The organism is Halomonas fontilapidosi (assembly GCF_014192285.1).
Classification (GTDB): domain Bacteria; phylum Pseudomonadota; class Gammaproteobacteria; order Pseudomonadales; family Halomonadaceae; genus Halomonas; species Halomonas fontilapidosi.
This window is the reverse complement of record NZ_JACHXQ010000010.1, coordinates 29,235-52,796: the sequence shown is the minus strand read 5'-3', so window position 1 is coordinate 52,796 and position 23,562 is coordinate 29,235. Positions and strand designations below refer to the sequence as shown.

Sequence of the window (23,562 nt, the reverse complement as noted above, 5' to 3'; positions counted from 1 at the left end):
CCTCGAATGGGTTTGACGTTAGCGGAAGTCCCACCCCCGCATGAGCAGCCTAGCAGTCCCTCGGGCCGGCCGCCGGTGCAGCGCACACGAAACGTGCCGTCGGGAACCCCCGTTCGCGGGAAGACTCTCATCACTGCCTCATCGCTGGCCACGGAGTCCTCGCATGTCCCCACTGCAGCGCCGTTGCGCCACCCTCGCCCTGCTCCTGCTGCTGGCCGCCGGCAGCGCCCTCGCCGCACAGCCGCGTGCTTTCGATGCCCGCTACCGTCTCGAAGTCGCCGGCTGGCCCAGCACCAGCGTCCAACACCGCCTGAGTCGTGATGGCGCCCACTGGCAGAGCGACATGCGCGCCTCCATCGCGGTGGCTCGCGGCCATGAGCGCAGCCGATTCATCGCCGACGAGACCATCCGTGCGCTGCACTATGCCAGCAGCTACCGCCTGCTGGGGATCGGCAAGAACTATGAACTGGAGGGCGAGGCGCTGGCCCGGCTACCCGACCGCCAGAGTGCACTCTTCGACCTCTCCCGACGCGCCGTTGGCGACGACTGTGAAGCATCCTGCCGACTGCGCTACCTGGATCACCGCGGCCGCGAGGAGCAGATCGACTACCGCCGACTGGAACGAAGCATGCTGGAATTGCCCGCCGGACGCTTCGAGGCGATCCGGGTGGAGGTCACCGAACCGGACGCCCCCGAGCGTCGCATGGTCTTCAGTTTCCACCCCGACGTGCCGGGGCTACTGCTGGCCATGGAGTACCATCGCGACGACGAGCAGCGCAGCCAGCTGACCCTCACCCATCTGACGCTCGACGGCACCGACCTCGCTTCCTCCCCGAAGGGAAATTGACTAGAGTGGACGGCTTTCGGTCGCCGCCGGCGGCCGCTGGACGAGAAGGGAGTCTCGATGCTGAGCGGTCTGTTGATCGTGTTGCTGCCGCTGGTGCTGGGGTATCTGGTGCCGGTGCGCAACGCCCTGCTGCTGCGCCTGATCAATCGCGGCGTGAACGCGTCGATCTACGTGATTCTGCTGCTGATGGGCGTCAGCCTGGCGGGCCTGGACGACCTGGCCGGGCAACTCTCGCGCCTGGGCGGCCAGGCCCTGCTGCTGTTTGCGGTGATCTCGACCTGCAACCTGGCCGCCCTGTGGTGGCTGTCGCGGCGTCTGGGCCTTAGCGCGACCCCCACCTCGGCGATAGCGGGCGCGCCCATCAGCAAGTGGGCCGCCATGGCGGGCTCGCTGGCGCTGGTGGCGGTGGTGGTGGCCGGCGTGGTGCTCGGTCTGCTGCTGGCGTGGCTCACCGGCAGCGGGCTCTTCGCCCTGGCCGAGACCCTCGCCGAAGCGGTGCTCTACGCCCTGCTGGCGCTGATCGGCTGCCAGCTGCGCAATTCCGGCATGCCGCTGCGCCAGATCGTGCTCAACCGCTTCGGCCTGGCGATAGCCGTGACGCTGGCCGCCAGTTCGCTGGTCGGTGGACTGCTGGCGGCGCCGCTGCTGAACCTGGCCTGGAACGAGGGAGTGGCGCTGGCCGCCGGTTTCGGCTGGTACTCGCTCTCCGGCATCCTGGTCGGCGACCAGCTGGGCCCGCTGATGGGCGGGGTGGCCTTCTTCAACGACCTGGCCAGGGAACTGGTCGCCTTCGTGCTGATCCCGCTGATCATCCGCCGCCATGCGGCACTGGCGATTGGCTATGGCGGTGCCACCTCCATGGATTTTACCCTGCCGGTGATCCAGCAGCATGGCGGCGTAGCCTGCGTACCGGTAGCCGTGGTCAGCGGCTTTCTGCTCTCGCTGCTGTCGCCGCCGCTGATCCTTCTGCTGCTCTCGCTGTGAGCGTGCGCCTGTCGCTCGCGGCAAGGTGACAGAGGCTGCCCCGATACTGCACATTGCTTGCACTGTCAGTGACCGATGGCTGCACGCCCAGCGGCGATAGTGACTGACACTTTCGCCGCCTCTGCTCCTGGAGCTCTTCCATGCGCTCGCCACGCCTCCCCCGCCCAGCCGTCTCACGGCTCGGCATCAAGCTGTTCGCGATCATTCTGCTGGTCAACGTGGCCATCGCCGGGCTGGTGTTCCTGGCGGTCTCGCGCAGCCTCGACCAGGGCTTCATCGAGTACCTCGATCAGACCCAGACCCGCCGCGCCGAGACCCTGGCCGAGGGGCTCGCCGAGGAGTGGGCCAGCCGCGGTGACTGGCAGTGGCTGCGCCAGTCACCGCGGGCCTGGCACCGTCTGGTACGCCGCCAACTGTGGCCCGGCGATACGCCGCCGCCGGAGGGCATCGAGCGGCGTCTGGGGGACCCCAAGGACTTCGTGCTACACGATGCGACCGGCCTGCCGGTGATCGGTCTGCCGCCCGACGGCGACCAGGAGGCGGCAGCGCTGCGCTGGCTGCCCATCGAGCATGCGGGCGAGCGGGTCGGAATGCTTGGCTACCGGCCACCCCAGCAACTGATGGCCCGCATGGACCGCATCTTCCTCTCCCGCCAGCAGCGTAACCTGGGCATCATCGTAGCCTCACTGGGCCTGGCCTCGCTGCTGCTGGCCGGAGGCCTCTCCTGGTGGCTAGGGCGGCGCACCCGCGGCATGGCGCGGGCCACCCGCCGCCTCACCGAGGGTGACTACACGACGCGCCTGGCGGAGCACGGCCGCGACGAGCTGTCGAGCCTCGCCCACGACTTCAACGTACTGGCCGCCACCCTGGAGGCCAGCCGCGAGGCGCGCAACCGCTGGGTCTCCGATATCGCCCACGAACTGCGCACGCCGCTGGCCGTGCTGCGTGGCGAGATCGAAGCCATGCAGGACGGCATCCGCTCCCTGGACCAGGACAACCTGCACTCGCTAGCCCAGGAAGTCGGCCAGCTGGAGCGCCTGGTGGCCGACCTGCGCCTGCTTTCGCAGAGCGATGCCGGCGCCCTGGAGGTCCAGCTGGCGCCGCTGGACCTGGCGGAGAGCCTCGCCTCGCGCCTCGACGAAGCCAGTGGCTGGCTCGGCGACAGCGCCATCCGGCTGGAGCGCGATATCGAAGGACCGGCCTGGATCCGCGGCGACACCCAGCGGCTGCGCCAGCTGTGGAACAACCTGATCGACAATACCTGCGCCTATACCGCGGCCCCGGGACGGCTGCGCGTGCGCCTGTCAGCCCATCAGGGGCAGGTGCAGGTGACCTGGGAGGACAGCGCGCCGGGGGTGCCCGAGGCCGAGCTGCCACGTCTCACCGAGCGGCTCTACCGGGTCGAGGGGTCGCGGAGTCGCGCCAGTGGCGGCAGCGGCCTGGGGCTGTCGATCGCCATCGCCCTGGCCCGTGCCCACGGTGCGCGCATGGAGGCCTCCCCTTCGCCGCTCGGCGGGTTATGCTGGACCCTGACCTTTCCCGCCATCAAGGACCACCCGCTCAGGGAGGATGCCGTATGAGCACGCCGGACGCCCACCAGGACCTGGACCAGGACCAGGTCCTGATCGTCGAGGATGAGCCCAAGATCGCCCGCCTGGTTGCCGACTATCTGCAGGGCAGCGGTTTCACCAGTCACCATCTGGACCACGGCGATGCCGTGCTGCCGTGGCTCGAGGATCGCCCGACACGCCCGGAGCTGGTGCTGCTCGACCTGATGCTGCCGGGGACCGACGGCCTGACGCTGTGCCGGGAGATCCGCCAGCGCTGGCCGGCAGTGGCCATCATCATGCTCACCGCCCGGGTCGAAGAGGTCGACCGCCTGCTGGGCCTGGAACTGGGTGCCGACGACTATATCTGCAAGCCCTTCAGCCCCCGTGAAGTGGTGGCCCGGGTCAGGGCGGTACTACGCCGCAGCCGGGCTGCCAGCTCTCCCGCCGATGGCAGCAGCGACCTGATCCTCGACGAGGAGGGCTGGCGAGCCCTGGCCGATGGTCGGGATCTAGGTCTCACCGCGGTGGAGTTCAAGCTGCTGAAGGTGATGATGCACTCCCCCGGGCGCATCTTCACCCGCGAGCAGCTGATGGACCACATGTATCGCGACCACCGCATCGTCTCCGAGCGCACCGTCGACAGTCACGTCAAGAAGCTGCGCCGCAAGATCGCCGAGGCCTGGCCAGAGCGCGAGGTGATCCGCTCGGTCTATGGAGTGGGCTACAAGTATCAGCCGGAAGAGTGAGCCCTGGCGAATGCACGACCTTTGCACCGTCGCTGCATGCCGCTTGCACCCGCGGCGACGAGAATGGCAGCGTCACCCACAAAGGAGAACCGCCATGACACGCTCTTTCACCCGCACCCTGCTGGCTCCCGCCCTGCTCGCCGTCGCCATCGCCCCCCTGGCGCTTTCCGCCAGCGCCGCCCCCGGTGGCGAGGACGGGAAGCAGGGCTGGAGCAAGGAACATCGCCAGCAGCACGAGCAACGCCGCGAGACACTGCAACAGCGCCTGACCGAGCTGGTCGACAGCTGGGAACTCTCCGAGGCCGATCGCGAGGCGCTGCGCGATGCCCGCAAGGCGGTCTATGCCGATATGCAGGCGCTGCGCGAGGGCGACGTCGGCTCCCGCCAGGAACGTCGCGAGGCCGTGCGTGAACTGCGCGAGGAGCACCACGAGGCGCTCGCTGAAATCCTCAGTGACGAGCAGATCGAGGAGATGCGCACGGTTATCTCCCGCCACGGCAAGAACGCCGGCGGTCGCCAGGGCGAAGGCGACGCCAACTGACGCCTGCCCCCTCTAAAACGCTCCTGTTACTCCCTGTTTCGCCCGGCCTCGCGCCGGGCGTTTTCGTTCGAGCCTTGAAGTTCCAGCGCGGGGTCTGTATTTTATTTGAACGTTCATTCAATAAAAATTCACCGACACTGGAGTTCTGCATGTCGCTTGATCCCTCCCTCCCCGAACGACGAGACCGGCTCAACCGGGTCGTCTTCCATGGCAGCATGGCCGGCATCCTGGTCTTCCTGGTGCTGACCATGCTGTTCACCGAACAGGCCGGCGCCTTCTTCGATACTGGCCTGGCCTGGGTCAACGACACCTTCGGCTGGTACTACATGCTCGCCGCGGTGATCTACCTGGTGTTCGTCATCGTCATCGGCGCCTCTCGCGTGGGCAGTATTCGCCTGGGGCCCGACCACGCCAGACCCGAGTTCTCGCTGGTCTCCTGGGCCTCGATGCTGTTTGCGGCCGGTATCGGCATCGACCTGCTGTTCTTCTGCGTGGCCGAGCCGCTTGCCCACTACCTGGCGCCGCCCGATCTCGCCCCCGCGAGCGAGGCGGCCATGCGCGCCGCCCTCCCCCAGACCTTCCTGCACTGGGGGCTGACCGGCTGGGGCATGTACGTGCTGATGGGCATGGCCCTGGCCTACTTCAGCTATCGCCATCGCCTGCCGCTGGCGATCCGCAGTGCCCTCTACCCGCTGCTCGGCCAGCGCATTCACGGCCCCATCGGCAATGCCGTGGACATCACAGCCGTCATCTCCACGGTGTTCGGCATCGCTACCAGCCTCGGCATCGGCGTGATGCAGCTCAACTACGGGCTGACCTACATGTTCGATGTGCCGGAAAGTCTCTCCGTGCAGGTAGTGCTGATCGCGCTGGTCGTGGTGCTCGCGACCATTTCTGTGGTCAGCGGCGTCGAGAAGGGCATCCGTCGTCTCTCGGAGTTCAACATGCTGCTGGCGGCCGCGCTGCTGCTGTTCGTGCTCTTCCAGGGTGACACCCTGCACCTGCTCGATGCCCTGGTGCTCAATGCCGGTGACTACCTGGGCGGCTTTGTCGGCGCGAGCTTCGACACCTATGCCTTCGCCGGCGAGGAGGCCCAGCAGTGGAAGGGCTGGTGGACCATCTTCTTCTGGGGCTGGTGGATCGCCTGGACGCCCTTTGTCGGCCTCTTCCTGGCGCGTATCTCCCGCGGTCGCACCATCCGCGAGTTCGTCATCGGCGCGCTACTGATTCCGCTGGGCTTCATGATGGCCTGGATGTCGATCTTCGGTAACAGCGGCATCGAGATGGTGGCCGACCAGGGGCTGGCCATTCTCGGCGAACAGGCACTCAACACGCCGCAGACCACCATCTACACCCTGCTCGAGCAGTATCCCTACATCGGCCTCACCGCCTCGGTGGTGACCGTGCTGGGCATCGTTTTCTTCATCACCTCGGCCGATTCCGGCGCCCTGGTGCTGGCCAACTTCACCTCGATCCTGTCCGACGTGAACCATGATGCGCCGATCCGCCTGCGAATCTTCTGGTCGGTGATCATCGGCCTGATCACCATCGCACTGTTGATGGCCGGTGGGCTTGGCGCCCTGCAGAGCGCCGTGGTGATTACCGCGCTGCCCTTCTCGCTGGTGATCTTTGCCATCATGGCCGGCATGGCGCGAGCCCTTAAGCTCGAGAGCAGCAAGGCCGACGCGCGCCGCCAGGTCAGCGGCACCGCTCCCGGGGGCGACTGGCGTGAACGCCTCGACCGTGCCCTGGACACCTCGACCCGGGCCGGTGCGGCGGCAACGCTGGAACACGCCATCCGCCCGGCCCTGGCCCAGTTCGCCAGCGAGCTCGAAGCACGAGGACAGCGGGCCTCGGTGAGCGAGGAGCCGCTCGAGAACGAGCCCCTGCCGCGCCTGACGCTGCAGGTCGACTTCGACCAGGCCCAGAGCTTCGTCTACCAGGTGTGCGCCAGCCGTCTGCGCACGCCGAGCTTCCTGCCGGTGGACGACGACTACTATGTGCGCCTCGACGTGCATCTGGCCGAGGGCGGCACGGGACAGGACCTCAACGGCTACACCCGGGGCCAGGTGATCGGCGATGTGCTCTCCGAGTACGAACGCCACCTGCACTTCCTGGCGCTGTCGGACGACGGCGGCGCCGTGCAGGCCATGCCGGGTGCCACGGGCGAGCCGCCCGCCAGCGCTACACCGGCGTAATCACCCGGCGTAAACCCTGGTCGCATCTGACAACGGCGACGCCTCTGGCGTCGCCGTTGGCGTTTCCGGCCGACAAAAAAGCCCGCGGCATCACGGCACGGGCAAGCATCGAAGCAGCAGACAGCCAACGCCCGGCAGGCGCCGGGCGTCCCCCTCAGAACCAGACTTCGGTCTGCACGCCAAAGGTCCACTGGCTACCGGTGAACTCGTCGCTGCCGAAGGCGTCACCCGCGCTATAGTCGTTGAGCTCCTCGTCCCAGTCGCTCCAGCTGGCGAACAGACGGATCTCCGGGCGCTGCCAGAAGCCACCCACCTGAGGCTTGAAGGTCGGAGCGAGAGTGAACTTGGTGTAGTCGCCCTCGACGGCAGTGCGGCCCTCGACGCCCTGGGGATCAAGGTCCATCCACTGGTAGCTGGCCTCGTACTGCATCTCGAAGTTCTGGGTCAGCTCATTGGCCAGGCGCACGTTGAGGGTCGCCCAATCATACTGGTCGCCCTCGACGTAGCGGTCTTCGCTGGTCTCGGCAAGGATTGCCGGGGCCACGCGCCATTTGGGGGCCAGGTAGGTGGTGCCGTAGAGGGCCAGGCGGGTGGCACTGGCATCCTCGGTCAGGTCGCCACGTGCACCGATGCCCTTGGTCTCGGCGCCCAGGCCCTGTCCGTGTAGCACGGCGGCCTTGAAACTGCCCTCGCCCAGGCCGAAGAAGCTGTCGCCATGGTAGGCCACCATGGTGTGGACGCCGTTGTCGGCGGCGGTGTCGCCGCTGTCGAGCGCGCGCTCATCGAGGTCGGCGGCGGACATGCCGTTGAGCATCCACTGCCAGTTACCGAAATAGTTATTGGAGGTCAGAATAAGGTTGTCGGTATCGCCGCTGTCATCGCCTGGCGACTCGCGGGTCACGGGGAAGTCGCTGAAGCTGCGGCCGTAGAGCGAGAGGTTGGATGTCCAACTGTCGGCCAGCTGCATGTCGTAGATCCCCGCCCCGGTACCGGACAAGAATACGATGTCGCTGTCGAGCCAGTGGATATCGAAGTTGTCGCGATCGAAGCGCTTGCCGGCCCAGATGGCAGCGTTCTCAAAGACGCCGGTGAAGCTCGGCAGGTCGCTGAACTCGGCGTAGACCTGGCGCACGTTGAGGTTGGATTCATCGGCGGTCCAGTCGTTGCTGGTGGTGGTACCGTCGGCGATCATCGTCCGATAGTGGGCCTTAGCGCCGTTGTCGAAGCGCATCTTGTAGTTGAAGATCGCCTCGGCGTAGGTGTCCGGCTCGTTGCCCAGGCGTCCCACGGCCCCCCCGAGCGAACCGGCCGGGGTCACGTAGGGACCGCCTTCGGCGCTCTTGCCGTCCTCGCCGATCAGCAGGCCCGAGCGGGCGTAGACGTTGAAGGAAAAGCCTTCCTCCCCGCTGGCCTGGCGCTCGACCTTGGCCAGGCGTTCCTCGACTTCCTCCTGCGAGACTCCCTCCTCCTCGGCCTGCTGCTCGGCAAGGGCGGCGCGCTGTTCGGCGGCATCGGCCCGCTGCTCGGCGGCAGCGATACGCGCTTCCAGTTCGGCGAACCGCTGTTCGAGGGAGACGTCATCGGCGCCCGCCATCCCGGCGAGACCCAGGCTGGCGGAAGCAATGGCGATGGCGAGCGGCGTCTTGAGCGTGACAGTGTGCATTGTCGTTCTCGTCCTTTGTTGTTGTCGCGACTGGTGGTCATCACGAAGGGTAGGGGCCTGTCCCCGAGGGCCGGACCTCGGGGCCCGGCACGGATCACACCAGGAACTTAATCGATTCAGATCGCGGTCACAAAAATATTTTGTAATCTTACTACCAATGTCTAACCGATCGTCGTGAAACGCGCACATTAGCTGTAATAAAACCACAAGTCGCGTCCTGCCAAGGCGTACTCTGCCTGACAGGCGATACGACGCGGCACGTGATGAGCCCTGGACATACCTCTCCCTCATGCCGGGACATTGTCGTGCGCACAGCCCGTCGGCACGACGCCGCCTGACGGCCTGAAGAGCTGCGACCAAAGTCGCGGTTGAACTCCGGCGTAAACGGCAGCTAACTTGTCGCCACGATCTTAATCGTTTAAGTGCTTCGAGAGCCGCCGCACGTTCTGCCTGCCGGCGACCCATCGCGACCGGCTCTACTGAAACAGCGACAACAACAAGCCATGAGGAACGCCATATGCTCAAGAAGACCCTGATTACCGCCATCGCCCTGGGCGGCACCGCTGCCGGCGGCAGCCAGGCGCTGGCCGCAGAACTGACCATTTCCTGTGGTGCCGTGGGTGCCGAGCTCACCCTGTGCGAGCAGGGCGTCGCCCAGTGGGAAGAGCAGACCGGCCATGAGGTCGACATCGTCTCCACGCCCAACTCTTCCACCGAGCGCCTGTCGCTCTACCAGCAGATCCTCTCCGCGCAGTCGAGCGACATCGACGTGATGCAGATCGACGTGGTATGGCCGGGCCTGCTGGCCAACCATCTGCTGGACCTCGGCGAGACTCTCGGCGAGGAGGCCGCCGCCGGCCACTTCGAGACCATCGTCGCCAACAACACCATCGATGGCCGCCTGGTGGCGATGCCCTGGTTCACCGATGCCGGCGTGCTCTACTACCGCAAGGACCTGCTCGAGCAACACGGCGTCGAAGCCCCGGAGACCTGGGAAGAGATGACCGAGATCGCCACCGAGATCCAGGCCGCCGAGCGTGAGGCCGGCAACGACCGGATGTGGGGCTACGTCTTCCAGGGTCGCGCCTACGAGGGCCTGACCTGCAACGCCCTGGAGTGGGTCGCCAGCTACGGTGGCGGCACCATCGTCGACGCCGAGGGTGAGATCACCATCGACAACGAAAGGGCCGCCGAGGCGCTCGACCTCGCCGCCAGCTGGATCGGCAACATCTCGCCGAAAGGTGCCCTCAACTACACCGAGGAGGAGGCCCGCGGCATCTTCCAGAGCGGCAATGCGGTGTTCATGCGCAACTGGCCCTATGCCTGGTCACTGGCCCAGAGCGAGGAGAGCAACGTGCGCGACAAGGTCGGCGTGGTCAAGCTGCCCAGCGCCGAAGGCCAGGAAAGCGCCGCCACCTTGGGCGGATGGAACCTGGCGGTGTCCCGCTACACCGAGAACCCCGAGCTCGCCGCCGACCTGGTGGCCTTCCTGACCGGCGAGGCCGAGCAGAAGCGCCGGGCCATCGAGGGCGCCTACAACCCCACCCTGGCCTCTCTGTATGACGATGAAGAGGTGCTGGCGGCCGTGCCCTTCTTCGGCACCCTCTACGACACCTTCACCAACGCCGTGGCGCGGCCCTCCGCCCCCACCGGCGACAACTACGGCCGGGTCAGCAACAGCTTCTTTAATGCCGTGCACCAGGTGCTCTCCGGTGACCAGAGTGGCGCCGAGGCCGTCTCTCAGGTGGATAGCGAACTCTCGCGCATCAAGCGTCGCCGCTGGTAACCCAGGAGGTCTCCATGTCGACTCCCGTAACCGAGCCCACCCCGCAGGCGGTGCGCACTGCGACGCCCCCTCCCCAGGGGGGGTATCGAAGCACCAAGGTACGCCGTCAGCGAGTCCGCGCCGCCTGGCTGTTCCTGGCGCCCATGCTGGTGGCCCTCGCGCTGGTCGCCGGCTGGCCACTACTGCGCACCTTCTACTTCAGCTTCACCGATGCCTCGCTGTCGGACACCGCCGGGGCCGCCTTCATCGGCATCGAGAACTACCTGGTCTACGACGATGGGGTCTGGTACGGCCTGCTCACCGACCCGGTGTGGTGGACCTCGGTGTGGAACACGCTCTATTTCAGCGCCGTCTCGGTATCGCTGGAAGTGGTGTTCGGCGTCATCGTCGCCCTGCTGCTCAACGTCGAGTTCAAGGGCCGCATGCTAGTACGCGCCGCGGTGCTGATTCCCTGGGCCATTCCTACCATCGTCTCGGCCAAGATGTGGGCCTGGATGCTCAACGACCAGTTCGGGATCATCAACCACCTGCTGATGGCGATCGGCATCATCGACACCCCCATCGCCTGGACCGCCAGCGCCAGCTACTCCATGTGGGCGGTGATCATGGTCGACGTCTGGAAAACCATCCCCTTCGTCGCGCTGCTGGTGCTGGCCGCCCTGCAGATGCTGCCCAAGGACTGCTATGAGGCTGCCGAGGTCGACGGCATTCACCCGGTCAAGGTGTTCTTCCGGGTCACCCTGCCGCTGATCACTCCGGCACTGCTGGTGGCGGTGATCTTCCGCCTGCTCGACGCCCTGCGGGTGTTCGACGTGATCTATGTGCTGACCTCCAACTCCACCAGCACCATGACGATGTCGATCTACGCCCGCCAGCAGCTGGTCGAGTTCCAGGACGTCGGCTATGGCAGCGCCGCCTCGACGATGCTGTTCCTGATCATCGCCCTGGCCGTGGTGATCTACCTCTATCTCGGCCGCCGCCAACTGGGAGTGGACCAATGAACCAGTACCAGCTGACCAAGCTCGCCAAACGGGTCGGGTTCTATGCCCTGATCGCCGTGGTGATGGTCTATGCGATCTTTCCCTTCTACTACGCGGTGATCACCTCGCTGAAACCCTCGAGTGAGCTGTTCACCGTGAGCTACTGGCTGGACTCGCTGGACTTTTCCAACTACGTGGCGATCTTCAGCGAGGGCAGCTTCGTACGCGCCATCTTCAACTCCATCCTGGTCTCGATCAGCGTGGTGGCGATCGCCCTGCTGCTCGGCATCACCGCCTCCTACGCGCTGGGCCGCGTCCGCTTCCGCGGGCGTACCACGGTGCTGCTGGTGATCCTCGGGGTGTCGATGTTCCCTCAGGTGGCAGTGCTCTCGGGGCTCTTCGAGGTGATTCGTGGGCTTGGCCTCTACAACAACCCGGCCGGCCTGATCCTCAGCTACACCATCTTCACCCTGCCCTTCACCGTCTGGGTGCTGACCACCTTCATGAAGCAGCTGCCCATGGAACTGGAAGAGGCGGCAATCATGGACGGCGCCAGCCCGTGGGTGACGATCACCAAGGTGTTTCTGCCGCTGATGTGGCCGGCCATGGCGACCACCGGCCTGCTGGCCTTCATCGCCGCCTGGAACGAATTCCTCTTCGCCCTGACCTTCACTCTCACCGACGACCAGCGCACCGTGCCGGTGGCCATCGCCCTGATTTCCGGCGGCAGCCAGCACGAACTGCCCTGGGGTCCGATCATGGCCGCCTCGGTCACCGTCACCGTGCCGCTGGTGATCCTGGTGATGATCTTCCAGAAACGCATCGTCTCCGGCCTGACCGCCGGTGCGGTCAAGGGCTGACCCCATGACATCCAAGGAACCTGGCATGCAAGACAACCTGACCTGGTGGCGCGGCGGCGTCATCTACCAGATCTACCCACGCAGCTTCATGGACGCCAACGGCGATGGTATCGGCGACCTGCCGGGCATCACCGAGAAGCTGGACTACGTCGCCAGCCTGAACGTAGACGGCATCTGGCTCTCGCCGTTCTTCACCTCGCCGATGCTCGACTTCGGCTATGACGTCAGCGACTACCGCGACGTCGACCCGATGTTCGGCACCCTGGAGGACTTCAGGGCCTTGCTGGCGAAGGCCCACGCGCTGGGCCTGAAGGTGATGATCGATCAGGTCATCAGCCACTCCTCGGACCAGCACCCGTGGTTCCAGGAGAGCCGAAACGATCGCCACAACCCCAAGGCCGACTGGTATGTCTGGGCCGACCCCAAGCCCGACGGCACACCGCCCAACAACTGGCTGTCCATCTTTGGCGGCCCGGCCTGGACCTTCGATTCCCGCCGCCGTCAGTACTATCTGCATAACTTCCTGACCAGCCAGCCGGACCTCAACTTCCATAATCCCGAGGTCAGGCAGGCGCAGCTGGACAACATGCGCTTCTGGCTGGAGCTTGGCGTGGACGGCTTTCGCCTGGATACCGTCAACTTCTATTTCCACGATGTCGAACTGCGCGACAATCCGCCGGTCCCCGCCGGTGAAACCAAGACATTGGGGGCCCCGGACGCTAACCCCTACACCTGGCAGCGCCATGTCTATGACCTGAGCCGTCCGGAGAACCTCGACTTCCTGAGCGAGCTGCGTGCGCTGATGGACGCGTTCCCCGGCACGACCACGGTGGGCGAGATCGGCGACGACAACCCGCTCGAGCGCATGGCCGAATACACTGCCGGCGGCGACAAGCTGCACATGGCTTACACCTTCGACCTGCTCAATGCGCCCCATTCGCCGACCTATTTCCGCGAAGTGATCGAGCGGTTTCAGCGCCTGGCGGGCGACGCCTGGCCCTGCTGGGCGACCTCCAACCACGACGTGGAGCGTAGCGCCACCCGCTGGGGTCGGGACGAGGACCCCGTGGCCTATCCCAAGGTGATGCTGGCCATGCTCTTCTCGCTGCGCGGCAGCGTCTGCCTCTACCAGGGCGAGGAGCTCGGCCTGCCCGAGGCCGAGGTACCCTTCGAGCGCATCCAGGACCCCTACGGCAAGGTACTGTGGCCGGAGTTCAAGGGTCGCGATGGCTGCCGCACGCCGATGCCCTGGCGCCAGGCCCCGCAGGGTGGGTTCTCGCCCGTCGAACCCTGGCTGCCGGTGGAGGAGCGCCACCTTCCGCTGGCCGTCGAGGCGCAGGAGAATGACCCCGATTCGCCCCTCGCCGCCACCCGCACGCTGCTGGCCTTCCGCGCCGCGCATCCGGCGCTGGTCGACGGCGACCTCACCCTGGTCGACGTCGGCGAGGAGTTGCTCGGCTTCGTGCGCGAAGGTGACCAGGAACGCCTGCTGTGCCTCTTCAACCTCGGCGACACGACCCTGAGTACGACGCTGCCTCAGTCCGGCATCCCGCTCCAGGGGCACGGCTTCGTCTCGTCACTCAATGGCGACACCCTGACCCTGCCACCCTATCAGGCGGCCTTCCTGGCCCTCGACCACTGACAGCACACAACAAAACACAACTAAGGCCGGTCCCCGAGGCCGGCTAGGAGTCGCAAGATGGCAAGCGTGACCCTGGAGAAGCTCAACAAGACCTTCGGCAACACCCATATCATCAAGGATGTCGACCTCCAGGTCGGCAACGGCGAGTTCGTGGTCTTCGTCGGTCCCTCGGGCTGCGGCAAGTCGACCCTGCTGCGCCTGATCGCCGGACTGGAGTCGATCTCCGGCGGCGAGCTGAAGATCGGTGACGACATGGTCAATGATCTGCCGCCCCGCGAGCGCGGTGTGGGCATGGTGTTCCAGTCGTACGCCCTCTACCCGCACATGACGGTCTACGAGAACATGGCCTTTGGTCTCAAGTTGGCCAAGATGGCCAAGGAGACCGTCGATGACCGCGTGATGGCCACGGCCCGCATTCTGCAGCTCGAGGAGCTGCTGCATCGCAAGCCCAAGGCGCTCTCCGGCGGCCAGCGTCAGCGCGTGGCGATGGGCCGCGCCATGGCAAGGGAGCCGCGCATTCTGCTGTTCGACGAGCCGCTGTCCAATCTTGACGCCTCACTGCGTGTGCAGATGCGCAACGAGATTGCGCGCCTGCACCATCGCCTGGGGTCCACCATGATCTACGTCACCCACGACCAGGTGGAAGCCATGACCCTGGCCGACAAGATTGTGGTGCTGCGCGACGGCCGCATCGAACAGGTCGGCAGCCCCCAGACGCTCTATCTGCAACCCGCTACCAAATTCGTCGCGGGGTTCATTGGCTCGCCCACCATGAACTTCCTGCCGGCCGAAATGCTCGACGGTAACAAGCAGGGTTGCCGGGTGAAGACCCCTGGAATCGGCGAGCTATCACTGCCCCAGGATGCCAGCGCACAGCGCACCGGTGCCGAGCTATCGCTGGGCGTACGCCCCGAGCATCTACGCTTGGCCGACGCTGAGGGCGACAACCGCTTCGAGATTGTCAACGTCGAGTACCTGGGCAACGAGGTCTATGTCTATCTCGAACCCAAGTCAGGCGACACCCTGCTGATCCACCGCAGCGAGGCCCCCTGCCGCTGGAGCCTCGGCCAGCAAGTTGCCCTGGTGCCGGAGCTCGAGCATGTGCACCTGTTCGACGCCCATGACCAGGCCCTCGAGCTTGCCTCGAGCCGGCGTGCTGCCTGACGGCGCTGCGCGCCGATGTTCTCGAACGGCCGCCCTGGCCTTCCCCGGGCGGCTACCTTCCCCCTGGCGGTCCATGCTAGGCTGCTAACTAAATCGTTACAGCCTAATGGAGCCGCCCCTCGTGCCTTCCTCTCGTCGCATCACATTGAAGGATCTGGCTCGCGAACTTGGCGTCTCTACCGCCACCGTCTCCAATGCCTTCAATCGACCCGACCAGCTCTCCCCCAAACTACGCGAACACATCCTCACCGAGGCCCAGCGCCTGGGCTACAGTGGCCCCGATGCCCAGGCCCGCAGCCTGCGGACGGGACGTTCGCGAATCATTGCCGTCATCCTCGCCGAGAGCCTGACCTACAGCCTCAACGACGCCGTCTCCAGCGAACTGCTCTCGGGCATCGCCGAGGTGCTCGATACCCGTGGCCATACCCTGCTGCTGCTCTCGGGGCGGCAAAACGCCGCCAGCGTGCCTGGCGCATCGAGCATCGCGGATGGCTTCATCATCTATGGCCTGATGCCGAGCCTGAAGCTGCTTTCCGACCTCCCTGCCGAGCGCCCCCTGGTGGCGGTGGACTTCAGCATCGAGGACCACGCCAACGTGCATATCGACAATGAGCCGGCGTGCTATGCCATCGCCCGCCACGCACTGAAGGTGCCGACACGACGTCCGGCGGTGGTCAACCTGCGGCTGACGGAGCAGCCCTGCAACGGCCGTATCGGTGACGGCCAGACGCTACTCCCGGCCGAACGCACCATTACCCGGGCCCGCCTCGCCGGCTTCCAGCGGGCCTTCGTCGAGGCCGGTATCGACCCGGCCGAGGTGCCGATGTGGAACATCGAGGAGAACACCTTCGACGTCTGCACCCCGGTGATCGAGGAGATCCTCGATTTACCCGATGCCGAACGACCGGATCTGCTGCTGTGCATGTCCGATCGCATCGCCCTGACCGTGCTGACGCTCGCCGAACAGCGCGGGCTGCGCATCCCCGAGGACCTGCGCATCACCGGCTTCGACGGCATTGCCGAGGGTCAGTATCGCGCCCCTCAACTGACCACCGTCCGCCAGGACAGCACCGAGAAGGGCCGCATCGCGGCACGCATGATCCTCGGGATGGAACCCGCCGAACCTCGTGTCATGGCCACCGAGCTGCTGATTGGAGACACCTGTCCCTGACACACTGGTTGATCCGGCCGTATGATTGCGTCCCGATGCCAGGCGCCTCATCCTCCTGCCGCTATAGTGAAGAGAAGGCTAGTGCCCGTGACCGGCGCCCTTCGGCGCTCGCACCGCGCACGAGGATCCTGTCATGACCACACACGTCGCGGTGATCCAGACACCCCCGGTATTGCTCCAGCGAGACGCGACCGTGGAGCGAATGTTGGCGTCGATCGAGGAGGCCGTCGGTTCCGGGGCAACCCTGCTGGTCTTTCCCGAAGCCTATATCCCCGGCTATCCAACCTGGATCTGGCGACTCGCCCCGGGCGGTGACATGGCGCTGACCAGTGAGCTGCATGCCCGACTGCGCGAGAATGCCGTCGACCTGGCCGGGAACACCCTCGAGCCCATTCAGGAAGCGGCCGCCCGGCATGGGGTGACGCTGGTGACGGGCCTCAACGAGATCGACAGCCGCTACAGCGGTACCACCCTGTTCAACAGCGTGGTGGTGATCGGCCCGGATGGCCGGCTGCTCAATCGCCATCGCAAGCTGATGCCGACAAACCCCGAACGCATGGTCTGGGGCATGGGCGATGCCAGCGGGCTCAAGGTGGTCGAGACCCCTGCCGGACGCCTCGGCAGCCTGATCTGCTGGGAAAGCTACATGCCGCTGGCGCGCTACGCCCTGTATGCCCAGGACCTGGAGGTCTTCATCAACCCCACCTGGGACTCCAGCGACATCAACCTCGCCTCGCTACGCCACATTGCCAGGGAGGGCGGCTGCTGGGTGATCGGCACGGCCACCGCCCTGCAGGGCAGCGACATCCCCGCGGCCTTTCCCGAACGCGACCGGCTCTTCACGCCGGAGGAGTGGGTCAATGTCGGCAATGCGGTGGTCATTGCCCCGTCGGGGGACGTGGTCGCGGGGCCCCTCAATCGCGAGAAGGGCATGCTGCATGCCGAGATCGAGATCGAGAGCGCGCGCCGGGCACGCCGTTCGCTGGATGTCTGCGGCCACTATGCCCGGCCGGACATCTTCTCGCTGTCGGTGAATCGTGCTCCCCAGCCCCCAGTGGTATTCACGGAGACCTGACGAGCACGCAGGAAGCCATGAGCGCGCGACGCAGATCAGGCGCCGTTGAGGGTGGCGATAAGCCGTCGCGCGCCGCCTTGCTCCCGATGCTCCCCCAGCCAGATCCCCTGCCAGGTGCCCAGCGCCAGGCGGCCGTCGCGCACCGCCAGGGTCAGCTGGGTGCCGAGCAGGCTGGCGCAGACGTGGGCCGGCATGTCGTCCGGTCCCTCGAGGGTATGGCGGAAGTAGGGCAGATCCCCGGGGATCCGCTCGCGCAGGAAGGCATCCAGGTCATGGCGCACATCGGGGTCGGCATTCTCGTTGAGGGTCAGCGACGCCGAGGTGTGCAGCAGCTGCAGGTGCAGCAGCCCCATGGCGACTTCCTGCAATCCGGGCAGGCCGTCGACCACCTCGGCGGTGATAAGGTGAAAGCCACGCTCGCGCGGGGCGAGACGCAGTTCCTGCTGCTGCCACATGTCGCGTCCTCTTGAAGGGTAACGGGATACCGCCATGCTAGTGCGCTACGCCGCCAAGGCAAGGGAGCGTCGCTGCCGCCAGGATTCGACTCAGCGCGAGAAGCGCGCCACCTGGGTCGGCTGGCCAAGGTGGGCGTGCATCTCACCGATCCCCGAGAAGCGCACTCGGTAGCCGTTGCGCTGTGCCACGCCCTGTGCCCAGGCGCGAAAGCGCGACCGATGCCACTCGAACTTGTGGTCAGGGTCGCGGAACTCCCCCGGCGCCATGCCGTAGAGGGGGTTGTACTCGTGGTTGGGGGTGGTCATCACCAGCAAGTGCGGCCGCAGCCCCGCGAAAACCGCGCGCTCGACCCGGGAGAGCGCCTCGGGCGGGACATGCTCGATGGTCTCCACCATGGCCGCGGCCTCGAAGCCCGCCAGGCGCGGCTGGGGGTCGGCGAAGGAGCCGCAAACCAGTTCGAGGCGTCCCGCCCGGACGGCCGGGAGGTCTTCCAGACGCAGCTTGGCCTGGGCCAGCAGCTCGCCGGAGCGCTCCAGGCCCACCACCCGCTCGAACTGGTCATCGCGCAGAAGGTACTGCAGCAGCCCGCCGGAGCCACAGCCCAGATCGAGCACCCGTCGCGCTCCGCTGGCCCTGACCCTTGACGCCACGTACTGCAATCGCTGCTGGTGAAGGTCAGGGTCTTCGAGATCGCTCATCGCCATGCTCTCTTCGCCGGGAACCGGGCGGAAGATGATGACCCAAAGCGGCCCAGACGTGTAGCGGCGAGCCAAAAAAGGCTGTAGCGGCGAGCCAAAAAAGGCGCGACTCGCGTCGCGCCAGAGGCCTGCTCACTCCTGCTGGGGCGTCGTTCGACGCCGTCGGTCAGAAGAAGCCGAGCGGGTTGATGTCGTAGCTGACCAGCAGGTTCTTGGTCTGCTGGTAGTGCTCGAGGGCCACCTTGTGGGTTTCGCGGCCGACGCCGGACTTCTTGTAGCCGCCGAAGGCGGCATGGGCCGGATACTGGTGGTAGCAGTTGGTCCACACGCGGCCGGCCTGGATGCCGCGCCCCATGCGGAAGGCGACGTTCATGTCGCGGCTCCAGACGCCCGCGCCCAGGCCGAACTCGGTGTCGTTGGCGATGGCCAGCGCTTCCTCCTCGTCCTTGAAAGTGGTCACCGCCACCACCGGACCGAAGATCTCCTCCTGGAAGACGCGCATCTTGTTGTTGCCCTTGAGCAGCGTCGGTTGGATATAGAAGCCTTTGTCATAGGCCGGGTCGAAGCTCTCCTTGTCTCCGCCGGTGAGGAACTCGGCGCCCTCCTCCCGGGCGATCTCCATGTAGGACATGATCTTGTCGAACTGCTCCTGGGAGGCCTGGGCGCCGACTTTGACGTCGGTATCCAGGGGGTTGCCGCGGGTGATCTGGCCCACCTTCTCCATCACCTTGGCCATGAAGGCGTCGTACATGCTCTCCTGGATCAGCGCCCGGGACGGGCAGGTGCACACCTCGCCCTGGTTGAAGAAGGCCAGCACCAGGCCCTCGGCCGCCTTGTCGATGAAGGCCGGCTCGGCGTTCATGATGTCGGCGAAGTAGATGTTCGGCGACTTGCCGCCAAGTTCCACGGTGGAGGGGATGATGTTGTCGGCGGCACACTTGAGGATATGCGCGCCCACCGGGGTGGAGCCGGTGAAGGCGATCTTGGCGATGCGCTTGCTGGTGGCGAGTGCCTGGCCCGCCTCGGCGCCGTAGCCGTTGACGATGTTGACCACCCCCGGCGGCAGCAGGTCGCCAACCAGTTTCATCAGCTCCAGTATCGAGGCCGGGGTCTGCTCGGCGGGCTTGAGCACCACGCAGTTGCCCGCGGCCAGCGCCGGCGCCAGCTTCCAGATGGCCATCAGCAGCGGGAAGTTCCAGGGAATGATCTGCCCCACCACGCCCAGCGGCTCGTGGAAGTGGTAGGCGACGGTGTTGGCGTCGATGTCCGCGGCAGTGCCCTCCTGGGCGCGGATGCAGCCGGCGAAGTAGCGGAAGTGGTCGACGGCCAGCGGCAGGTCGGCGTTCAAGGTCTCGCGCACCGCCTTGCCGTTGTCCCAGGTCTCGGCCACGGCCAGCATCTCCAGGTTCTGCTCCATGCGATCGGCGATCTTGAGCAGGATATTGGAGCGCTCGGCGGCAGAGGTCTTGCCCCAGGCCGGAGCGGCCTGATGGGCGGCATCCAGCGCCTTGTCGATGTCCTCGGCACTCGAACGGGGAATCTCGCAGAACACCTCGCCGTTGACAGGGCTGACGTTGTCGAAGTACTGGCCCTTCACCGGCGGCACGAACTCACCGCCGATGTAGTTGCCGTAGCGTGTCTCGAAGCTGACCAGCGAACCGGACTGGCCGGGGTTGGCGTAGATCATGGCGTGACTCCTGAGTATTGTCGTTGTGGCGATACACCCCTCAGTGTTTGTCAGCGCCGCCTTGTGCGACATACTCCGGTGGCAGGAGAGGGCCTCCTCCTTCGGGAGGAGGCGTGACGAGCCCACGAGGGATTGCCCATGCACACCCTGATGGTCGCCGATGACCATCCGCTGTTCCGCGAGGCGATCGCGGCGGTGATCGAGGCCGGCCTGCCCGACAGCCGGCTGCTGGAGGCGGAGAGCCTGGACCAGGCCTTGCGCCATGCCGCGGCCTGCGCGGAGCTCGACCTGGTGTTGCTTGACCTCGGCCTACCCGACGCCAGCGGGCTCGAGGGCCTGCAGGCGCTGCGCGCGGCACATCCCTGGCTGCCGGTGGCGATCCTCTCGGCCGACCAGGAGCGGCGCACCATCCTCGACGCCCTCGACCTGGGCGCGGTGGGCTACATCCCCAAGTCGACGCCGCGTCGGGACCTGCTCGCGGCGCTGGCCCAGCTGCTGGAGGGCCAGGTCTACCTGCCGCCGGAGATCATGCGGCGTCCCGCCGTCCCGCAGCCCTCCATCGGGGCCGGCATGCCCACGCCGGGCCCTCGCTTCGCCGAGCTGACCGACAAGCAGCTCGAGGTGCTGCTGCGCCTGAGCCGCGGCGCCTCCAACAAGGTGATAGCCCGGGAGCTCGACATCGCCGAGACCACGGTGAAGACCCATGTCTCGGCAATCCTGCGCAAGCTTGGCGTGCCGGGCCGAGTCCAGGCGATCCTCGCTGCCAATGATGCCGACCTGGAGGCCCTGCTGGCCGAGCGCCACGCCGCGTCACGCTGAGTCACCGTCCAGCAGGTCGGCCAGCGCCATGCGCAGCCGCAGCGGCTTCAAGGGCTTGAGCAGGCAGCCATAGTCGAGCTGCCGGGTCAGGCCCTTGATCGTCGCATCGTGGTTGGCGGTGATCACCAGCACCGGGAGCCCCGGCTGGCGCTCACGCAGCCGCGCCGCCACTGCCAGCCCATCGGGCGCCTCCTCACCCAGGTGGAAGTCAACGAGCAACACGTCCGCGCGCGCACCGGCGGCCTTCTCCTCCAGGTCAGCCAGCGAGGTCGCGGTCACCACCCGGCAGCCCCAGCCCTCGAGCAGCGCGGCCATCCCCGAGCAGATGCCGGGATCATTGTCGATGACCCAGATACGCGCCCCCTCCAGGACGCTACCCTGCCCCGGCGAGACCACCCCGCCCTGGAGAGGCGTCGATGCCACCGGCAATCGGCCATGGGGGACCCGCACCGAGAAGAGCGAGCCGCGGCCCGGCACGCTGACCAGCCGCAGGGGATGGCCGAGCATCCCCGCGATGCGGTCGACGATGGCCAGGCCCAGCCCAAGGCCACGATCCTCGGCGTCGCGATTGCCGCCCAGGCGCTGGAACTCCTGGAAGATCGCCTCACGCTGGGCCTCGGGGATCCCCGGTCCACTGTCCCCCACCAGGATCTCGATCCCCTCGGGGCGGCGTCGACAGCCCAGCAGGATCTTGCCGCGCCCGGTGTAGCGGATGGCATTGGTCAGAAAGTTACGCACCACCCGGGCCAGCAGCGCCAGGTCCGAGGCGACCACCGCGTCGCTGCCCACATAGTGCAGCTCGAGACCGCGAGCCGCGGCCATCTGACGGTACTCCTCGGCCAGCACGTCGAGCAGCCGGGCGACGGGAAAGGGGGCAATATCCGGCTCGAGCACCCCGGCATCGAGACGCGAGATGTCCACCAGGGTGCCGAGCAGCCCCTCCACGTCCTTGAGCGAGCGGCCGATATGGCCCACCAGCCGGGTCGAGGGGTCGGGCAGGGGGTGTTCCTCCAGGGCGCTGGTAAACAGCCGGGCGGCATTCAACGGCTGCAGCAGGTCATGGCTCACCGCGGCCAGGAAGCGGGTCTTGGAGAGGTTGGCGGCCTCGGCTTCCGCCTTGGCGGCATGCAGCTCGGCGAGGGTGCGCTGCAGCGTCTCGGTGCGCTCGCGCACCTGCTCGGCGAGCAGCACCGCATGCTCGAAGGCCGCATAGGGCGCGCCACCCGCCACGCCCGCCGACTCCACGCGCTCCATCAGGGCGGCCGCGATCCGCCGCAGGCGAGCGTTCTCCTCAAGCAGCTCCCGCTCCCGCGGGCCGGCATCGTCAGGCGCCTGGCGTGACCGGGCGAGATCCAATGGCAACCCCGGTGAAGGTCTGGTTGATGTGCATGCCATGGTGCTGTTCCCCATAGGTATTGAAGCCGATCACCCGCGAGCGGCACAGCAGCTCCGAGGCCGACGCCACCTGTCCCAAGGCCTCCAGCTCGAGCCGGCGCAGGAAACAGTCGCAGCCGATGATCAGCGCCGGTTCACCGAGACGCGCGGTGAGCCCGGCGAAGACCGCCTCGAGGTCCTCCAGCAGCGGGGCCGGCTGCATGGCGGTGAGCACGATGCCGTTCTCTACCGCGCAATAGAAGCTAAGGCTGCCGTCATCGTTGACCCGCTGGATGGAGCGCACGAAATGCGACTCGCCCAGGCGCACCGCCAGCGGGTGACGGGCGAACACCTCCGGCGCCAGGGCCTCGACCGGCAGGCCCACCAGCCGGGCGTACTCCTCGGCGGCCGGCAAGGCGTTGAGCTCCAGTACCCGACGGCGCTCGCGGTCGGCGCGGGTGACCACCAGCTTCTCGTCCCGGGGGCGCAGGTGGTGGGTGGTGAAGACCTCGAAGGGCAGTCGGGTGTTGATCATGACCACCACCGCTGCCTGGCCGTGGAAGCGGCCGTCGGCATGCACATGGGTATGGGCCAGGCGGTTGTCGTCGCCGGCCGAGCCGCCGAAGCTGGGGATGCGTCCCAGAGCAGCATCCAGGGTCGCCAGCACCTGCTCCTCGCAGCTGGAGAGGCCATCGAGCAGGGTCAGGGCGAAGCTCTGCTCCCCTACCGGGGCCAGGGCCCGGCCGCGACAGTCGTCGAGCAGGCCATCAACCAGCCGCTGGGCACGCAGCAGGTCGAAGCCCGCCAGGTCCTCGACCAGCGCACAGGAGACGGCGAAGTGGCGGCGGTCGAAGCCGATGGCCACGATACAGCCCCGCCCGTAACCATCAGGCGTGATCTCCCCGGCGGTGGTGCAACCCGCCACCGCCACGCCCTCGAAGGCCTCATTGAGGGCCGTGGAGAGCGCGGCCAGCGGATACTCGGCGCTGCAGAAGAACAGCACGAAGCCGAGCTCGGCATGCCGCAGCGCGCTCGCCAGCTCACCGGCCACCTCGTCGGGGTCACGCCGCCGGCTCACCGCCGTGCGCAGCGGCGGCTCCGCCTCTAGCGGGCCGGGGACAACGGGGGTGTCAGAGAGATCGAGCATGGCGGCCTGCCTGTGCGGTTTCAGGCAGTGTATGTCGCCGCAGCGAGCGGCGACAATGCCGGCCTCCGGCCAGGGCCAGAGTCAGGCGCTCCCGGTGCGATCATGAGAGCCTTGGTACTTTTGGCTGATCCGGTGACGAAATTGATCGACGTCAAGGCTGGATCCGACCCTGGA

20 protein-coding genes are annotated in these 23,562 nt (G+C 66.7%); 14 read left to right on the top strand and 6 right to left on the bottom strand.

Annotation, left to right across the window (positions count from 1 at the left end; translation table 11 throughout):
* Positions 1-163: 163 nt before the first annotated feature.
* The 6 genes from FHR95_RS13700 (at position 164) to betT (ending at position 6,866) form a co-directional block, all read left to right on the top strand.
* Positions 164-847, top strand: a complete 684-nt coding sequence (locus FHR95_RS13700; protein WP_183314837.1) for a hypothetical protein — start codon at positions 164-166, stop codon at positions 845-847.
* Positions 848-904: 57 nt separating this feature from the next.
* On the top strand, positions 905-1,831 hold the full coding sequence (locus tag FHR95_RS13695; RefSeq protein ID WP_183314835.1) for a LysO family transporter: 927 nt from the start codon (positions 905-907) through the stop codon (positions 1,829-1,831).
* 140 nt (positions 1,832-1,971) lie between these two features.
* Positions 1,972-3,411 carry an ATP-binding protein gene (locus tag FHR95_RS13690; protein ID WP_040184572.1) on the top strand — a complete coding sequence of 480 codons (1,440 nt, stop codon included), beginning with the start codon at positions 1,972-1,974 and terminating at the stop codon, positions 3,409-3,411.
* The gene (locus tag FHR95_RS13685) at positions 3,408-4,127 is read left to right on the top strand and encodes a response regulator (protein ID WP_052448635.1); all 720 of its coding nucleotides are present in this window, start codon (positions 3,408-3,410) and stop codon (positions 4,125-4,127) included. Before FHR95_RS13690 ends, FHR95_RS13685 begins: the two co-directional genes overlap by 4 nt.
* Positions 4,128-4,221: 94 nt before the next feature.
* Complete coding sequence (locus FHR95_RS13680; RefSeq protein ID WP_183314833.1) at positions 4,222-4,668, top strand: hypothetical protein; 447 nt, start codon at positions 4,222-4,224, stop codon at positions 4,666-4,668.
* Positions 4,669-4,817: 149 nt separating this feature from the next.
* Positions 4,818-6,866, top strand: coding sequence for a choline BCCT transporter BetT (gene betT / locus FHR95_RS13675; protein ID WP_040184570.1), 2,049 nt, complete (start codon positions 4,818-4,820; stop codon positions 6,864-6,866).
* 154 nt (positions 6,867-7,020) lie between these two features.
* On the opposite strand, the gene FHR95_RS13670 is transcribed toward betT, so the two are convergent.
* Positions 7,021-8,529 (bottom strand): carbohydrate porin, encoded by a 1,509-nt coding sequence (locus FHR95_RS13670; RefSeq protein ID WP_040184569.1) that lies wholly within the window; start codon positions 8,527-8,529, stop codon positions 7,021-7,023.
* A 517-nt stretch (positions 8,530-9,046) separates the two neighbouring features.
* On the opposite strand from FHR95_RS13670, the gene FHR95_RS13665 reads away from it, so the two are divergent.
* The 7 genes from FHR95_RS13665 to FHR95_RS13635 all read left to right on the top strand — a co-directional run bounded on the left by FHR95_RS13665 (position 9,047) and on the right by FHR95_RS13635 (position 17,207).
* Entirely contained in the window at positions 9,047-10,315 is a 1,269-nt protein-coding gene (locus FHR95_RS13665) for an ABC transporter substrate-binding protein (protein ID WP_183314831.1), read from the top strand.
* Between the two features lie 14 nt (positions 10,316-10,329).
* Positions 10,330-11,316 carry a carbohydrate ABC transporter permease gene (locus tag FHR95_RS13660; RefSeq protein ID WP_183314829.1) on the top strand — a complete coding sequence of 329 codons (987 nt, stop codon included), beginning with the start codon at positions 10,330-10,332 and terminating at the stop codon, positions 11,314-11,316.
* A complete protein-coding gene (locus FHR95_RS13655) occupies positions 11,313-12,155 on the top strand; it encodes a carbohydrate ABC transporter permease (RefSeq protein ID WP_183314827.1) in 843 nt (280 codons plus the stop codon). The genes FHR95_RS13660 and FHR95_RS13655 overlap by 4 nt, the downstream gene beginning before the upstream one ends.
* A gap of 25 nt (positions 12,156-12,180) precedes the next feature.
* On the top strand, positions 12,181-13,797 hold the full coding sequence (locus tag FHR95_RS13650; protein ID WP_183314826.1) for an alpha-glucosidase: 1,617 nt from the start codon (positions 12,181-12,183) through the stop codon (positions 13,795-13,797).
* Between the two features lie 57 nt (positions 13,798-13,854).
* A complete protein-coding gene (locus FHR95_RS13645) occupies positions 13,855-14,961 on the top strand; it encodes an ABC transporter ATP-binding protein (RefSeq protein WP_183314824.1) in 1,107 nt (368 codons plus the stop codon).
* A 121-nt stretch (positions 14,962-15,082) separates the two neighbouring features.
* A complete protein-coding gene (locus FHR95_RS13640) occupies positions 15,083-16,132 on the top strand; it encodes a substrate-binding domain-containing protein (RefSeq protein WP_183314822.1) in 1,050 nt (349 codons plus the stop codon).
* A gap of 133 nt (positions 16,133-16,265) precedes the next feature.
* Entirely contained in the window at positions 16,266-17,207 is a 942-nt protein-coding gene (locus FHR95_RS13635; protein ID WP_183314820.1) for a carbon-nitrogen hydrolase family protein, read from the top strand.
* 35 nt (positions 17,208-17,242) lie between these two features.
* On the opposite strand, the gene FHR95_RS13630 is transcribed toward FHR95_RS13635, so the two are convergent.
* From FHR95_RS13630 to exaC, 3 genes are all read right to left on the bottom strand, one after another.
* On the bottom strand, positions 17,243-17,662 hold the full coding sequence (locus FHR95_RS13630; RefSeq protein WP_040184560.1) for a secondary thiamine-phosphate synthase enzyme YjbQ: 420 nt from the start codon (positions 17,660-17,662) through the stop codon (positions 17,243-17,245).
* Between the two features lie 90 nt (positions 17,663-17,752).
* A complete protein-coding gene (locus FHR95_RS13625; RefSeq protein WP_183314818.1) occupies positions 17,753-18,361 on the bottom strand; it encodes a methyltransferase domain-containing protein in 609 nt (202 codons plus the stop codon).
* A gap of 166 nt (positions 18,362-18,527) precedes the next feature.
* Complete coding sequence (exaC, locus tag FHR95_RS13620) at positions 18,528-20,048, bottom strand: acetaldehyde dehydrogenase ExaC (RefSeq protein WP_040184557.1); 1,521 nt, start codon at positions 20,046-20,048, stop codon at positions 18,528-18,530.
* Between the two features lie 138 nt (positions 20,049-20,186).
* Between exaC and FHR95_RS13615 the strand changes: the two genes are divergently transcribed.
* A complete protein-coding gene (locus FHR95_RS13615; protein WP_183314815.1) occupies positions 20,187-20,867 on the top strand; it encodes a response regulator in 681 nt (226 codons plus the stop codon).
* Here FHR95_RS13615 and FHR95_RS13610 read toward each other — a convergent pair.
* Positions 20,859-22,262, bottom strand: a complete 1,404-nt coding sequence (locus tag FHR95_RS13610; protein WP_183314813.1) for an ATP-binding response regulator — start codon at positions 22,260-22,262, stop codon at positions 20,859-20,861. The two genes, FHR95_RS13615 and FHR95_RS13610, sit on opposite strands and share 9 nt — an antisense overlap.
* Positions 22,192-23,388, bottom strand: a complete 1,197-nt coding sequence (gene nosP / locus FHR95_RS13605) for a nitric oxide-sensing protein NosP (protein ID WP_183314812.1) — start codon at positions 23,386-23,388, stop codon at positions 22,192-22,194. Before nosP ends, FHR95_RS13610 begins: the two co-directional genes overlap by 71 nt.
* Between the last annotated feature and the right edge of the window lie 174 nt (positions 23,389-23,562).